This window comes from Streptococcus oralis subsp. dentisani, from assembly GCF_002860905.1.
GTDB classification, from domain to species: domain Bacteria; phylum Bacillota; class Bacilli; order Lactobacillales; family Streptococcaceae; genus Streptococcus; species Streptococcus oralis_BA.
On sequence record NZ_PKIG01000001.1, the window covers coordinates 375858 to 390640 of the forward strand.

The following is a 14783-nucleotide window of genomic DNA, read 5'->3' on the forward strand; positions in this document are numbered from 1 at the left end:
AAACTTAATTTATACCTTCCGCTCCTCAACTGTCTATTTTTGATCCTGAATGGTTATTTGAGCAACTCCTTTATTCCAAATAGCTTTTCCCTAAAAATCATTACATCATATGTTCTCATTTGTCAAAAATAAAAATCTTATCTATTTACTTTGACATAAAACATCATCAAATAGCAACTATTATCAATTAAAACATTACTTAACAACTATCGTCCTCTATATGACTACCATCTTTGAAGAATTACCTATCTCTATATGAATAGTCATCCCTAGACCTAAAAATTTTGAAATCAAGTTGACCTAAACCTCTCATTACCTCATGAAATTTAGGATTTAGATTCACTGATCAATTTACCTGTATCAAAAATCTCCTAGCAGGTTTTACTGCTAGGAGATTTTCTTGTGAGAGGTACTTGTTTAAACTTTGAAAATCGGACTTATCATCTGATAATTATCAAATAATCTACCAATTAAGCTTCTTCGTCTTCTTTACGACGACGGCCTGCAAGACCGAGACCAAGTAATGCACTTGCAGCTGCTGCTACCATAGCTACAGTAGAATCTGCTGTACCTGTATTTGGCAATTCTTTAGCCGCTTTACGCGCATTTGCTTGTGCTGATAATGTTTGGCTAGCATTAGCTGCTGCTTGAGTAGTAGCTGGAGCTACAACTGTTGTTTGCGCAGATTGGTTGTTAGCTGGAACTACAGCTGGTGTTTGAGCAGATTGATCGTTAGCTGTATTTGCATGATCCGTTAATGGAGCAACTTTCGCCATGAAGTCTTCGATACGTTTAACCATTGCATCCACTTCTGCTTGAGTTGCGTCTGCATTGGCAAATACTTTCTTAGCATCTGCTGATAATACATTCGCTTCTTTTGCAGTTTCTGCATCAAGCTTAGCTGATTCTTTAAGGAGCAATTCATCTAATTGATGGATAGCACCTTCTAACTTAGCTTTATTAACTTTGGCTTCAGTGTTATTAGCTCCGTTATTTGCTCCATTTCCTTCATTTCCATGATTTTGTGAAACAATAACTTCAACAGGTACGTTAATTTCTTCTACGCTTCCATCTGCTAATTTAACTGTTACTTTAGCCATCACTGTACCTAATGCTGATGTTGTAGGTTTTTCAACCTTAACAATTTCTACACCGCTTGGTAAGTTTAGTTTTGATAAAACATCTTTATCTGTTAAAGATTCACCTTGCTTAACAGTTACAGAACCATTTACAAACAGTTTTGATAAATCATATTCTTCTTGCTCACGAATAACTGCTGAAATGCGGTAAATAAAGTTACGAATCGCTTGGTCTACATCTGCTTCTGTAGCAGCTTTTTGAATCGCTTCAATTGCTTCCTTAGCTTTGTTGACTACTTGTGCTTTTGCCGCTGCTTTTTCTGCTTCTGTTAAATCAGTTGCATTTTCAAGTTCAGCTAATTTCTTAGCTAATTCAGCTTCTACTTCTGCTTTGGCTTTAGCCTTGTAATCTGTTGTTTCTGGTGCCACTTTAGCGATTTCTGCTTTTCCTGCTTCTTTCGCTGCTTCTACATCTGCTTCAGTTGTAGCTTTTTCTATTGCTTCGATTGCTTTCTTAGCTTCAGCTGCTACTTGTGCTTTCGCTGCTGATTTTTCTGCATCTGAAAGTTTGTCGTTAGCGTCGATCGCTTTGTCTTTTTCTGCCAATGCTGCATCTACTGCCGCTTTAGCTTTGTCTTTTCCTACTGGGTTGACTGCCGCTACTGCATCTGTTCCTTCAGTTGCTTTTGCGTCTACTCCAGCTTGGTCAGTTGCTGCATCGATTGCTTTCTTAGCTTCGTCTGCTGCTTTCTTAGCTTCTTCTTTCGCTGCTGATTTTTCTGCATCTGAAAGTTTGTCGTTAGCGTCGATCGCCTTGTCTTTTTCTGCCAATGCTGCATCTACTGCCACTTTAGCTTTGTCTTTTCCTACTGGGTTTACTGCCGCTACTGCATCTGTTCCTTCAGTTGCTTTTGCGTCTACTCCAGCTTGGTCAGTTGCTGCATCGATCGCTTTCTTAGCTTCGTCCGCTGCTTTCTTAGCTTCTTCTTTCGCTGCTGATTTTTCTGCATCTGAAAGTTTGTCGTTAGCGTCGATCGCTTTGTCTTTTTCTGCCAATGCTGCATCTACTGCCGCTTTAGCTGCTGGTTTTGCTTTTGCTGCTGGATCTACATCTGCTACTTTTGTAGTTCCTTTGTCTTCTGCTGCCGCTACTGCATCATCTGTCTTCGCTTTATCAACATTTGCTTTAGCTGCATCTGCCAATTTACGTGCTTCTGCTTTGGCTGCTTCTTTTTCTTCTGTTGTTAACTCAGGACGTTTCTCAATTTCTGCAACTTTTGCAGTATAAGCATCTTCAATCGCTTGTTTTGCGGCTGGTTTTACTTCTGCTTTTGGCACTACAGGGGTAATTGTTCCTACTCCTGCTTCTTTAGCTGCCGTTACATCTGCATTAGAGTCTGCTTTATCGATGGCTTCTTTGGCTGCTTCTGCTTTGGCACGTGCTTCTTCTTTAGCGGCTTCTTTTTCCTCTATTGTTGATTCAGTTTTTGCATCAATTGCTTGCTCTTGTGCTTTTAATGCTGCATCGATGGCCGCTTTTGCTGCTGGTTTTGCTTTTGCTGCTGGATCTACATCTGCTACTTTTGTAGTTCCTTTGTCTTCTGCTGCCGCTACTGCATCATCTGTCTTCGCTTTATCAACATTTGCTTTTGCTGCATCTGCCAATTTACGTGCTTCTGCTTTGGCTGCTTCTTTTTCTTCTGTTGTTAACTCAGGACGTTTCTCAATTTCTGCAACTTTTGCAGTATAAGCATCTTCAATCGCTTGTTTTGCGGCTGGTTTTACTTCTGCTTTTGGTTCTACAGGTGTAATTGTTCCTACTCCTGCTTCTTTAGCTGCCGTTACATCTGCATTAGAAGTTGCTTTATCGATGGCTGTTTTGGCTGCTTCTGCTTTAGCACGTGCTTCTTCCTTAGCGGCTTCTTTTTCTTCTTTCGTTGAATCAGGTTTTGCATCAATTGCTTGCTCTTGTGCTTTTAATGCTGCATCGATCGCTGCTTTAGCGGCTGGTTTGGCTTTTGCTAATGGATCTACATTATCAACTTTTGTAGTTCCTTGCTGTTCTACTACTGCAACTCCTGCATCTGTTGTCGCTTTATCAACATTTACTTTAGCTGCATCTGCCAACTTACGTGCTTCTGCTTTGGCTGCTGCTTTTTCTTCAGTAGTTAACTCAGGACGTGCTTCAATTTCTGCAACTTTTGCAGTATAAGCATCTTCAATCGCTTGTTTTGCGGCTGGTTTTACTTCCGCTTTTGGCACTACAGGGGTAATTTTTCCTACTCCTGCTTCTTTAGCTGCTGCTACATTCGCATTAGAATCTGCTTTATCGATGGCTTCTTTGGCTGCTTCTGCTTTCGCTCTAGCTTCTTCTTTAGCAGCTTCTTTTTCTTCTGTTGTTGAATCTGCTTTTGCGTCAATCGCTTTTTCTTGTGCTTTTAATGCTGCATCGATCGCTGCTTTTGCTGCTGGTTTGACTTTAGCTGCTGGATCTACTTTTTCTACTTTTTCTTCACCGCGGTCTTTATTACGTTCCACAGATTCTTCAGTAGTTGCTGCATCCACTCTATTTTTTGCATCTTGTGCTAAACGCTCTGCTTCTTTTACAGCTGCTTCTTTTTCTTCAGTAGTTAGGTCATCACGAGCTGCTATTTGAGTCTTCTTCTCTTCGAGTACGCTTTGAATATGATTTTTAGCTGCCGTCTTAACTTCTTCTGCTGGAAGTATTGGAGTAATCTTGTTTGTTTCTTCTGTCAGTTTTGTTGCTACATCAGCTTCGGTTGCTGCTGAGTCTACTGCTTTTTTAGCTGCTGCTAAGGCTTCAATTACTTTTGCTTTAGCGGCTTCTTTTTCTTCTTTTACTGAACCATCAACTGCTTCAATTGCAGCAATTTGATCTTTAGCTGCTTTTTCTAAATCTAATTTAGCTTTTTCTTTTTCTAATAATACTAACTTAGTGTTAATTTCAGATTGATTTTTTCGATCAGCTACAGGAACATTATTTGTTTCTTCGCTTAGGATATTCTTAGCTTCAGCAAGTTGATCTTGCATTGCTTTCCAGCTTTCTTTAGTATAGTCACTTTCATTTAACTGTGCTAACTTAGTCTCTAATTCATTAACCTTATTCTGCAAGTCTGTTTTGTACATGTTAACTGTTACATTTTGAGTTTTTACTGGAATATTACGAATTTTTGCTCCTAATGTTCCCGTCGCTCCCCCTGCAACAACATCTCCTATTAATCCATTATAAGATGTAGATGTATTAAAAGAGTTAACTCCGTTAAAATCATTAGAACTTGCTTTGTCTGCTGGTAATTCTACCGTATATGTTAATGTTTTTCTCTCACCAGGAGCTAATGATTTATAATTGATAGTTAAAGTACCATCTTTTACAGTTGCAGCTGTTCCACCTTCAGATGATACATACTTTGCATTCTCTGGTAATTTCACTATATATTTATTATTACCTGAAGAAAAGTGTCCTTGGTTCTCAACATCCAAACTAATTGTAGCCTGTACAGTTGTAGCCGTTGCTGATGGTGACTGTTCTTCATACTTAACTTTTGGTGTAGTAGTAACAACGTGTGCACCTGTACTAATCGTTAAGTTTGAAACCATCTGCCCAAGATAATAATCCTTACCATCTATGTTGATTTTCCCTTTATCATCTTGACTTACAGCACCATCTGCAGCCTCTAAACGAATCCTAACTTTTGTGACTCCATCAGGTACTGTAAATACTCCTGAATATGGGTTTACAAATGTTCTCCAAGTAACAGTCCCTTGCTGTTTATCCCCTTTATCTGGATATGATACTATTACTTTAACTTTATTATTCGGCGTAGCAAAACCTCCGAAGTTTGTAGAGTTGAATCCTATTACAACTTCTTGCCCTGGTTTTACATTAATATCTTGATAGATTCCTCCGAATTGATCACTCTTACTATTTGGATCATTTTTAGTGGTGTATAAAGCTAAAGGTATTGAATTTGGATGTGTTTGGTTAACAACCCCACTATGTCCTCCATATGAAGTAGCTTTACCATTAACAACAACAACTTTTGTTTGTTTACTGTTAACTAGTTGCCACCCAACAAAATCTATTTTATCAATAACTTTCCATTTTTCTTCTTTAGTTGGTGTTGTTCTGTTATCTTCAAAATATGGATTTACCACATCTAAATTCGTTGCATTGATAGACGAATCATTACCCTCATCTGTTGTCGCCGCATCACCTGTTCGGAATGGATTATTTGCATCTAGGGCTTGTCCATTACGTGGATCATGTTTTCCTGAGTTTGCGATAGAGTTGGTTCCCGTAGCTTTCTCAGTATTGCTTGCTTTCTTACCAACAGTCGCTTTTCCTTCTGTGGTATCTAGTTTAGGACTTTCCACCTGCGCTTTAGGCTTACTACGTAAACCGCTGTTCACTGTCATAAAGAGTCTTCTATAAGCTTTTGTTAACTCGTCTTGACTTTTGGCTGTTGTTAGGGCAAGTTTTGCTAATCCTAGATGTTCTTTAAGGGTTGCTACACTTTCATCTGTCTTAGTAGCATAGCTATCTGAGGCTAATTTAGCATCAATTTCTGCTACGTAATCTTCCAGCTGTTTTTTATCCAAGGCAGGTGTAGCCTTTTCTGGCGTTTCTTCTGTTGTTGAAGTAGTAGATGATACTACTGGCGCTGGAGTAGCATCAGCAGGTTTTGAAGTAGTTGCGTCTGCTTGGGCTTTCGAAACAGTAGATGACTCCACTGATGTTGAGCTTGCATCAGTAGGTGCTGGAGTAGTTGTGTCTGCTTGAGCTTTCGGAGCAGTAGCTTCACTGCTACCAGAATTTTCATCCAACTGATTATTTGCTGGAGTAGCTGCTAGGGCAGAATCTGTTGCTGTTACATTTGGTTCTGCCGCATATACTGCTCCATTTCCCAAAAACATGAAAAATGCTGCAACCGCTACACTGGCCGCACCAAAACTTACTTTTCTGACAGAGTAACGAGTTACCTTTTCACGACGTGAGCGTTCTACTCGACTCATAGAATTATTATTTTCCATCTATAAAGACTCCTTTATAATTTATTAAACTAGTGAAAACGGCAATACTAGTTAATATATATATATATATATATATTAACTAAAAGCATACCCTATGCACTGTTTTTATCTTGATTTTATCATTATTATGCTAATAAATCAAGTATTTTGATTTATTAGACAGAAAAATAAAAATACACTTAGATTTTATTTCATGCCGAAGTTGAAACAGCACATTGAAACTTCTAAAACATTGCTATAAACTTGTTTGAATTCCCCAATAGATTTGTTCGCAGTTTATTTCAATCTACTGTAGTCTTAAACAGTTATAAAAGCGAAATCAAGAAAGTATATAAGAACAGCTTCATTCACACTAACAAGACCTAAGATTTAAAAACAAAAAAACGAACAAAATAGAATTCTAACTGTCTAGAAAACTAGTTTTATTCGTTTTTTATGTTTAAGTCTAAACTTTCATTTCAAATTCTAATAACTTAACGAACTTCTGCATCGACTTTTTCTTCGAGAGACGCTTGGATTTTTTCCATGTAGCGTGCTACTTCTTCGTCCGTTAAGCTGTCTTCTGGATTTTGGAAAGTCAAGCTATAAGCCATTGACTTCATACCAAGTCCCAATTTTTCGCCTGAGAAAACGTCAAAGAGTTTGATATCTGTCAAACGTTTCACGCCGGCAGCTTGGATAGCGTCTACAACTTCTTGATGAGTGACTTCTGCCTTGAGGAGTAGAGCCACGTCACGGCTGACTGCTGGGAATTTGGTGATTTCCACAAATGGAGCAGCTGGTTGAAGGGCAGCTTCGATGGCTGAAAGGTTGAGCTCAGCCACATACGTTTCTGGAATATCGTAGGCCTTAGCAGTAACTGGGTGTACTTGACCAAGGAAACCAAGAACTTGGTCACCGAGTGAAATGATTGCTGTACGACCTGGATGAAGGCTAGCGATTTCAGATGTTGCTGTATAAGTTACTTCTAGTCCCAAGCGAGTAAATAGTGCTTCAAGGATTCCCTTAGCATAGAAGAAATCAACTGGAACTGCTGCTGTTTGGAAATCTTTTTCTGCAACCAATCCTGTCAAGGCAAAGGCAAAACTGTTGATCTCATTTGGAAGTTCTTCTTTTGGATTGCCAGTTTGTTCAAAGACTTTTCCAATCTCGTAAAGAGCCAAGTTTTTGTTCTTACGAGCCACGTTGTAGGCAACGGTATCAAGGATACCAGAAATCATATTTTGACGGAGGACTGAACGATCCACGGTCATTGGCCACATGAGTTCAGTAAGGTTACTTGGTTGAGCCGTAAACTCAACTGCTTTTTCAGGAGTTGTTAGAGCATAGGTGATGATTTCTGTCAAACCTGCTCCTTCAGCAATCGTACGAACTTGACGGCGGAGTTTTTGTGTCGCAGTCAATTCACCAGCTGTCCCATCGTCTTTTGGAAGGCTGGTTGGCAAGCGGTCATATCCATAGATACGAGCGATTTCTTCAAAGAGGTCTGCCTCGATAGTGATATCCCAGCGACGGCGTGGGACGCTGACTGTAAAACTGTCTGCATTTCCAGAAAGACCAAAGCCAAGACGACGGAAAACGTCTTCTACATCAGCATAAGAAAGATCAGTTCCGAGGACGCGGTTAACATCAGCAAGAGTTGAAGAAACTTCCACATCAGAGGTATCAAGTTCACCCGCTGAAACGATGCCTTTACGCACTGTCGCACCAGCAAGTTCGGCAATCATACTAGCTGCCGCATCAAGAGCTTCATTGACCGTTGCCACATTAATGCCTTTTTCAAAGCGAGAAGATGACTCAGAACGAAGGTTAAGGCGACCGCTGGTCTTACGGATAGATTTTCCATTGAAAACAGCAGCTTCAAGGACGACACGACTAGATTTTTCAGAGATTTCTGTTGCTTGACCTCCCATGACACCTGCAAGAGCTACTGGCTTGTCTGCGACAGTGATGACTAGGTCATTTGTTTCCAAGTCACGTTCTTCACCATCTAAAGTCACTAATTTTTCACCAGCACGCGCTTCACGTACACGGATGTCAGTCCCTTCAAAGGTATCCAAATCAAAGGCATGCATGGGTTGACCAAAGTAAAGCAGGATATAGTTGGTCACGTCCACTACGTTATTGATTGGACGGATGCCTTCGTTCATGAGGAGATTTTGCAACCATTGTGGACTTGGTGCGATGGTCACATTGTCCAAGATACGAGCGGCATAGTAAGGCGCCTTGTCTGTCTCAATGCCTACAGAAAGGGCATCTGCTGCAGATTCATTGGTTTCTGTTAAACTGAATTCTTTAAAGTTGACTGCCTTGTCGTAGATAGCTGCCACTTCGTGAGCCACCCCACGCATAGAAAGAGCGTCCGCACGGTTGGGTGTGATAGAAAGTTCGATGATTTCATCATCCAAGTCTAGGTATGAGAAGACTTCATCCCCAGGAAGGGCATTTTCTGGCAAGATTTGGATACCATCTGCGAATTCCTTAGGTACAACTGAGTCAGAAATTCCCAATTCACCAAGTGAACAGATCATTCCAAGTGACTCTAAACCACGGATTTTCCCTTTTTTGATTTTGTAATTGTCAGCGATACGAGCTCCTGGAAGTGCCACCATAACCTTGATACCTGCACGCACATTCGGTGCTCCACAGACGATTTGACGGGCTTCTTCTTCACCAACGTTAACCTGACAAACATGGAGGTGAGTTTCTGGCACATCTTCGCAAGACAAGACCTCACCGACGACAATTTTTGAGAGACCAGCAGCTGGTGATTCGACACCTTCTACCTCGATCCCTGTAGTTGACATTTTTTCAGCCAACTCTTGTGATGGCACATCAATGTCCACCAATTCTTTTAACCATTTATAAGATACAAGCATAATTTAGTTTTCCAGAATGACAGTTATCACTCTAGTTCTTTTCCTTTCCTATCATTTCAATAGAAGAATCCTCTTCTTACCTTAATTTCTTTCTCAGTAACCAATCCGTATCTACTTTTTGACCAACCATAAAATGATGTTGGCTAAATTTTTCAAAACCATATCGATTATAAAATGCTTGAGCTTTTGTATTATGCTCCCAAACACCTAGCCAAGCCCAAGAAAAACTATTTTTTGTAGCAAGTTCAAGAGCAAATTCAAACAGTTGCTTACCGAGTCCAAATCCTTGGAATTTTTGTAGCACATAGAGACGTTGAATTTCAAAAGCACCCTCTAATTCTCTCTCAGTCTGAGCACTTCCCCAGTTGACTTTGAGAAAACCAGCTATCTCCTCTTCATGCATAATGAAATATGTTTCGGATTCTGGATTTTCCAACTCAGTTGACAAAACTCTCAGACTATAAGCCTCTTCAAAGTATTCCTGTAACTGCTCTTCCGTATTATCATGAGCAAATGTTTCACGAAAGGTTTGTTTGGCTATTTTAGCCAACACCTCAACATCTGGCATTTCTACTTTTCTAATCATTATTTAAACTGTTCTGAGAAGCGGACATCTCCTTGGTAGAAGCCACGAATATCGTTGATTCCGTAACGGAGCATAGCTACACGCTCTTGTCCAAGACCAAAGGCAAATCCAGAGTAAACAGTCGCATCGATACCACTCATTTCAAGGACACGTGGGTGAACCATACCGGCACCCATAATTTCGATCCAACCTGTTTTCTTACATACGTTACAGCCTTCTCCACCACACTTGAAGCAAGAAACATCCACCTCAACAGATGGCTCTGTGAATGGGAAGTAAGAGGGGCGCAGACGGATCTGACGCTCTTCACCAAACATTTTTTGCACAATCAACTGAAGGGTTCCTTGAAGGTCAGCCATAGAGATATTTTTCCCAACAACCAAGCCTTCGATTTGGTGGAACTGGTGACTGTGGGTTGCATCGTCCGTATCACGACGGAACACACGCCCTGGCGAGATCATCTTCAAAGGCCCTTTAGAGAAATCATGGGCATCCATGGCACGCGCCTGCACAGGAGATGTATGAGTACGGAGTAAGATCTCTTCTGTGATATAGAAAGTATCCTGCATATCACGGGCTGGGTGGTCTTTGGGAAGGTTCATACGCTCAAAGTTATAGTAGTCTTGCTCCACTTCAAAACCATCCACGACTTGGTAACCCATCCCAATGAAAATATCTTCGATTTCTTCACTGGTTTGTGTCAAAACGTGACGGTGACCAGTCGCAACTGGGCGACCTGGAAGCGTCACATCTATACTCTCGCTAGTTAATTGTGCAGCAACTTTCTTTTCTTCCAAGAGCTTAGCTGTTTCTTCAAAAGCAGCTGTCAAGACATCACGAGCTTCATTGACGTGTTTCCCGATGATTGGACGCATCTCAGCAGAAACATCTTTCATCCCTTTGAGGATTTCAGTGAGCGAACCCTTTTTACCAAGGACAGAGACACGCAAATCTTGCATCTCTTTTTCATTTTCAGCAGTAATCTGCTTCAAGCTAGCCAGCGTTTCTTCGCGAAGCGCTTTTAATTGTTCTTCAATAGTTGACATAATTCCTCCATCAGTCTCTCGTAGATAAAAAGAAAACCACATGCCAAAAACTCCACTCGGAGCGTTGACACGCGGTACCATCCGTTTTTATCTGACAAGTCAGACCTTCATTTCTAAATCCATGCGCAAGTGAATTCACCCAGCTTTCATATAGAGAGCTTGCAGTCACGGCTCTCCTCCCTAATATACTTCCCTTGGGCTACTAGTCTTGCAGATTTCTATTCAATTACTACTTAGTTTATCAGATTTTTAGTTAAAAAACAAGTTAGATTAGACTAATTTCAATACAAAACTCGTCCCTTTTTCTGTTGCCCCATTTTCCACAAATCCAAGCGACTCGAAACATCGCCTAGACGCATGATTGTAAGTGTAGATTTCCTTAACTCTCAATTCTTTCCATCCTTTTACTCGAGCCAATTCAATCAAAGCACTTAGAATCTTTTTCCCAAGTCCTCGATGTTGGTAAGCAGGATTTCCAATCACAATGGGAAGATTATCCTGAGATAGTGTAACATCCCCAATTGGAAACCATTCTCCCTTCTCCTTGACTTCAATCCAAAAAAGCTCACCGTGCTGATCCAAATAGGAATACATGGCTTCCAAAGTTTCTTGACTGTAAGGAAGCTTTACCCCATCTACGAGGTAAACCAAGTTCACATCCTGATACCAAGCAAAAGCTTCCTCACAATGATTGACCTTACAATAAGGAACGAGACGTAGTGCATTATCTATTTGTAAAATCTGTTTCATCAGCTTTCCTTTTCAATAAGAGAGTTGTTGCTTGATTAAAACCATCACACCAGTTATACCATTTTGCTTCATACTCATCTTGAGCTAAGATATGATTTTTTAAATCCAGAACAGAGTAAATCTTTCTTTCCTCACAAGCTTGCGCATAGAGGTGATATAGTTCATCACCACCATCTCTATCCCACTCAGCAGAAATCGTATCCCAACCTGCCAATAAAGCCTGATAAGCCCTATGATGCCCATCTGTAATCAACAAGCAATTTCCAAATGCAAGAATACTAATTGGATCAACATTGTTTAGTTCTACCGACTGATAAAGCATCTGAATATCTTGCAACTTCTTTTCTGATAAGTATAGTTGAGTCGGATGAAGATCTGCTATATTGACTTTCATTTCTTTCTCCTCAAAGGAATTTGATACTCACTTCTGCTTGCCTTTAAATCGCCATTGGAAGCGGAGTTTGTCATAGAAGGGAAACTCGATAAACAGGACTCCCAAGCCAACACAGAGACTGGCAAGGACATCTGATGGGTAGTGAACTCCCAGATAGACCCTTGATACCAGCACACTGACTAGGTAGAGACCTAGCACAATTTGCATGATTTTTCTCCAGACCGGATTTTTCATCCGTTGACTGAGAATGACAATCAGAGAGCCGACCATCAAGGTTACAGCCAGAGAATGACCACTTGGGAAGGAAAATCCCTTCTCCTCAACCAAGTGTAAAATAGCTGGTCGTGGGCGCTGGTAGATGTTTTTAAAAGTCACGATTAAAAGTCCTGCTAAAGCCAGATTTCCCAGCATGAAGAAACTTTCTATCTTCCATCGCTTACGATAAAAGATAGAGGCTACGATGGCAACCCAAGTGATAATCACTGGAATATCAATCAAGCGTGTGATGGCTCGGAAAAGAATAGTCAAGTAATCTGGTAAGTCTCCTCGAACACCAGTCTGAATCGATTGGTCAAAACCGACCAGCGTTTCAGGGTAAAATTTGACCATGTAACCAAGAATAACGAAAAGTAAAAGGGCAAAACTGCCCTTCATTAAAAATGTTTGTTTATCTCTCATAATGTTTTAAGGTTGGTTTCAAGAGAACATACAACAACCAGAATGAAACGGAAAAGATTACACCCTCAATCAAGTTAAAAGGTAATACCATGGTCATTAGGTAGTTGGAAAGTCCCAAAATTTTTCCAATATCAAAGTTAGCAAACTTAGCGTACAAAGGAACAGCGTAAACATAGTTGAGAACCAACATAGCCACGGTTAAGCCAATAGTCCCAGCTAGAGAGCCTAGTAGGAAACGAAGGGCTGTCCGTTCCTTTTTCCAAATCAAAGCAAATACGATGACAAAAACTCCCAAAGCTACGATATTCATTGGCAAACCAATGTAAGTATTCACTCCTTGACTATTAAGAAGCAATTTCAAGAGTGAGCGAAGCAAGAGAATTCCTAGAGCAGCAGGCAGATCCATGACCACCAAGCCCACAAGGACTGGCAAGATACTAAATTCGATCTTGAGGAAGGACGCCGCTGGTAAAAGCGGAAAGTCAAAGTACATCAGCACAAATGAGATGGCTGATAAAATCGCAATGGTCGAAAGTCGACGTGTGTTTGTCATAACAGGTTCCTCCAATTTTCTATAAAATCAGAAGAAGTTAGAAAGGATTCCTCTATCTATTCTCACTTTTTATATCCCAAAAGTTCCCTCTCACTCTATTAAGGAAATTCAAGCAAGCGGTTACAGTTCAGCTATAAATCTATCAGAACAGACAAAGCTATTCTTTCGTCTTCTCCCATCCAGACTATACTGTCGGTTGTGGAATCTCACCACATCAGCTTGCGCTCGCGGACTTATTTGGCTAAGATATTTTAGATTTATCTAGGCGTCGCAGTCGAAGATAATACTTAAAGTATATCGAGACAAGACAACGACGAGAAAGCTAAAATAGATAGTCAAATTTACCGCCGGTCGGGAATTTCACCCTGCCCTGAAGACTCTTTTATCATAACAAAAAACGCTTGCAAGCGCAAGCATTTTGTTCATTTTCATTTTCATTTTTTATTTCAATTTATCCACTTCATAGGTATGAACGAGCTCAAGACCTGCAAAGTTCTGCTGGCGGAGGGCTTCGTAGACAATCATGCAGACAGTATTAGACACATTGAGACTGCGGACGTGTTCATCGTTCATAGGAATACGGAGAGCCTTCTCAGGATGTTCGCGCATAAAATCCTCAGGTAAGCCCTTGTCTTCACGTCCAAAGAGAAAATAATGGTCGTCGTTAGTCGATAAATCCACCTCAGAATACACTTTCTCAGCGAATTTCGAAATCAGATAGAGTTTGCCCTTCATCTGAGACATGAAATCCTCCAAACTCTCGTAAAAATAAATCTCTAGCTTATCCCAATAATCCAATCCAGCCCGCTTCATCTTGCGGTCGTCAATAGGAAAGCCCATTGGCTTGATGATGTGGAGGGGAGAATTGGTCGCAGCGCAAGTACGCGCGATATTGCCTGTATTTTGTGGAATTTGAGGTTCAAATAATACAATGTGATTTGTCATGACTTGCTTCCTTTCACCATTGCAAAAAAATAGCCACACTGCCCGGAGTCAAGCTCAGCAAACAGCGTGGTTAAGGCATCGTTAACTTACCTCACAACAGGTTTGAAGTAAATCAGCGAAACTACTTTCTTAGTATAACACTTTCAGAATCATTGTCAATAGAAACGACTTGATTTTTTCAATTTTTTCAAGCTATTTCCAAGGGTTTTTAGGAGAAAATTCTTAAATATCTGCAAAAATTGCTTACTCTTTTATACCTATCTGTGGACTGGGAATGATGATATTATGACCTCGTTATCTCAAATACTGCTGTATGAACCCACTCATTATGAATTTGTAAGTCATTTTCTATAACCTTACTAAAGGTGAAGCCATTTTTTAAAAGCACCCTCTGAGAGGCTAGATTACCTGTTGCCGTCCCTGCAATGATTCTATTGAAACCATAAATCGTGAAGGATTTTTCTAAAACTAGTTTAACCGCTTCGCTGGCATAACCTAAATTGCTAACATTTTCCCCAATCCTATACCCAATCTCTGCTGTTTTTCGATTATTCTCTAAAACACTTAAATTAATTCTTCCGACCATAACGCCTTGCGAATCTCTGATAAGATGCATGTAGACATCCCGATTCGTTTGTTCCGTTAACAATTCCCTCGTAATTTCTTTAAAACCTTCTAAATCAAAATAGTTAGCTGGTCTAGGAGATAAATTTCGTTCAAAATACTCTCGATTTTCTTTTTCAAAAGAATAGACGTCTAAACTATTTTCTTCAGACAACAGCTCTAAACTGATCATTACAAATCCTCTCCCATCATTATCT

The 14783-nt window shown here is 40.3% G+C and carries 10 protein-coding genes and 1 riboswitch; all 10 genes read right to left on the reverse strand.

All coding sequences use genetic code 11. The features are described 5' to 3' along the window. Window positions 1-470: 470 nt before the first annotated feature. Window positions 471-6131: a SasC/FmtB family protein gene (locus CYK16_RS01850; protein ID WP_101776569.1), complete on the reverse strand. Its 5661-nt coding sequence runs from the start codon at window positions 6129-6131 to the stop codon at window positions 471-473. A 473-nt stretch (window positions 6132-6604) separates the two neighbouring features. Then, window positions 6605-9010 (reverse strand): phenylalanine--tRNA ligase subunit beta, encoded by a 2406-nt coding sequence (gene pheT / locus CYK16_RS01855; protein WP_061758861.1) that lies wholly within the window; start codon window positions 9008-9010, stop codon window positions 6605-6607. Between the two features lie 76 nt (window positions 9011-9086). Continuing rightward, a complete protein-coding gene (locus CYK16_RS01860; protein WP_061758862.1) occupies window positions 9087-9596 on the reverse strand; it encodes a GNAT family N-acetyltransferase in 510 nt (169 codons plus the stop codon). After that, window positions 9596-10642 (reverse strand): phenylalanine--tRNA ligase subunit alpha, encoded by a 1047-nt coding sequence (gene pheS, locus CYK16_RS01865; protein WP_033678364.1) that lies wholly within the window; start codon window positions 10640-10642, stop codon window positions 9596-9598. The genes CYK16_RS01860 and pheS overlap by 1 nt, the downstream gene beginning before the upstream one ends. Before the next feature lie 270 nt (window positions 10643-10912). Further along, window positions 10913-11392 carry a GNAT family N-acetyltransferase gene (locus CYK16_RS01870; RefSeq protein WP_050489937.1) on the reverse strand — a complete coding sequence of 160 codons (480 nt, stop codon included), beginning with the start codon at window positions 11390-11392 and terminating at the stop codon, window positions 10913-10915. Next, complete coding sequence (locus tag CYK16_RS01875; protein ID WP_049521070.1) at window positions 11367-11786, reverse strand: chromosome partitioning protein ParB; 420 nt, start codon at window positions 11784-11786, stop codon at window positions 11367-11369. Before CYK16_RS01875 ends, CYK16_RS01870 begins: the two co-directional genes overlap by 26 nt. A gap of 27 nt (window positions 11787-11813) precedes the next feature. Next, on the reverse strand, window positions 11814-12464 hold the full coding sequence (locus CYK16_RS01880; protein ID WP_101776570.1) for a phosphatase PAP2 family protein: 651 nt from the start codon (window positions 12462-12464) through the stop codon (window positions 11814-11816). Next, entirely contained in the window at window positions 12454-13017 is a 564-nt protein-coding gene (locus CYK16_RS01885) for an ECF transporter S component (RefSeq protein WP_033689387.1), read from the reverse strand. Before CYK16_RS01885 ends, CYK16_RS01880 begins: the two co-directional genes overlap by 11 nt. Before the next feature lie 163 nt (window positions 13018-13180). Beyond that, window positions 13181-13399: riboswitch (FMN riboswitch) on the reverse strand. 59 nt (window positions 13400-13458) lie between these two features. Then, window positions 13459-13962, reverse strand: a complete 504-nt coding sequence (locus tag CYK16_RS01890) for a tRNA (cytidine(34)-2'-O)-methyltransferase (RefSeq protein ID WP_044791856.1) — start codon at window positions 13960-13962, stop codon at window positions 13459-13461. A 283-nt stretch (window positions 13963-14245) separates the two neighbouring features. Further along, window positions 14246-14758: a GNAT family N-acetyltransferase gene (locus CYK16_RS01895; protein WP_101776571.1), complete on the reverse strand. Its 513-nt coding sequence runs from the start codon at window positions 14756-14758 to the stop codon at window positions 14246-14248. Window positions 14759-14783 lie beyond the last annotated feature (25 nt).

Coding starts and splice junctions, on each gene's coding strand:
- pheS (WP_033678364.1), bottom strand. CDS start 10,642: ATGTCAACTATTGAAGAACAATTAAAAGCGCTTCGCGAAGAAACGCTG.
- CYK16_RS01880 (WP_101776570.1), bottom strand. CDS start 12,464: ATGAGAGATAAACAAACATTTTTAATGAAGGGCAGTTTTGCCCTTTTA.
- CYK16_RS01850 (WP_101776569.1), bottom strand. CDS start 6,131: ATGGAAAATAATAATTCTATGAGTCGAGTAGAACGCTCACGTCGTGAA.
- CYK16_RS01890 (WP_044791856.1), bottom strand. CDS start 13,962: ATGACAAATCACATTGTATTATTTGAACCTCAAATTCCACAAAATACA.
- CYK16_RS01870 (WP_050489937.1), bottom strand. CDS start 11,392: ATGAAACAGATTTTACAAATAGATAATGCACTACGTCTCGTTCCTTAT.
- pheT (WP_061758861.1), bottom strand. CDS start 9,010: ATGCTTGTATCTTATAAATGGTTAAAAGAATTGGTGGACATTGATGTG.
- CYK16_RS01875 (WP_049521070.1), bottom strand. CDS start 11,786: ATGAAAGTCAATATAGCAGATCTTCATCCGACTCAACTATACTTATCA.
- CYK16_RS01885 (WP_033689387.1), bottom strand. CDS start 13,017: ATGACAAACACACGTCGACTTTCGACCATTGCGATTTTATCAGCCATC.
- CYK16_RS01860 (WP_061758862.1), bottom strand. CDS start 9,596: ATGATTAGAAAAGTAGAAATGCCAGATGTTGAGGTGTTGGCTAAAATA.
- CYK16_RS01895 (WP_101776571.1), bottom strand. CDS start 14,758: ATGATCAGTTTAGAGCTGTTGTCTGAAGAAAATAGTTTAGACGTCTAT.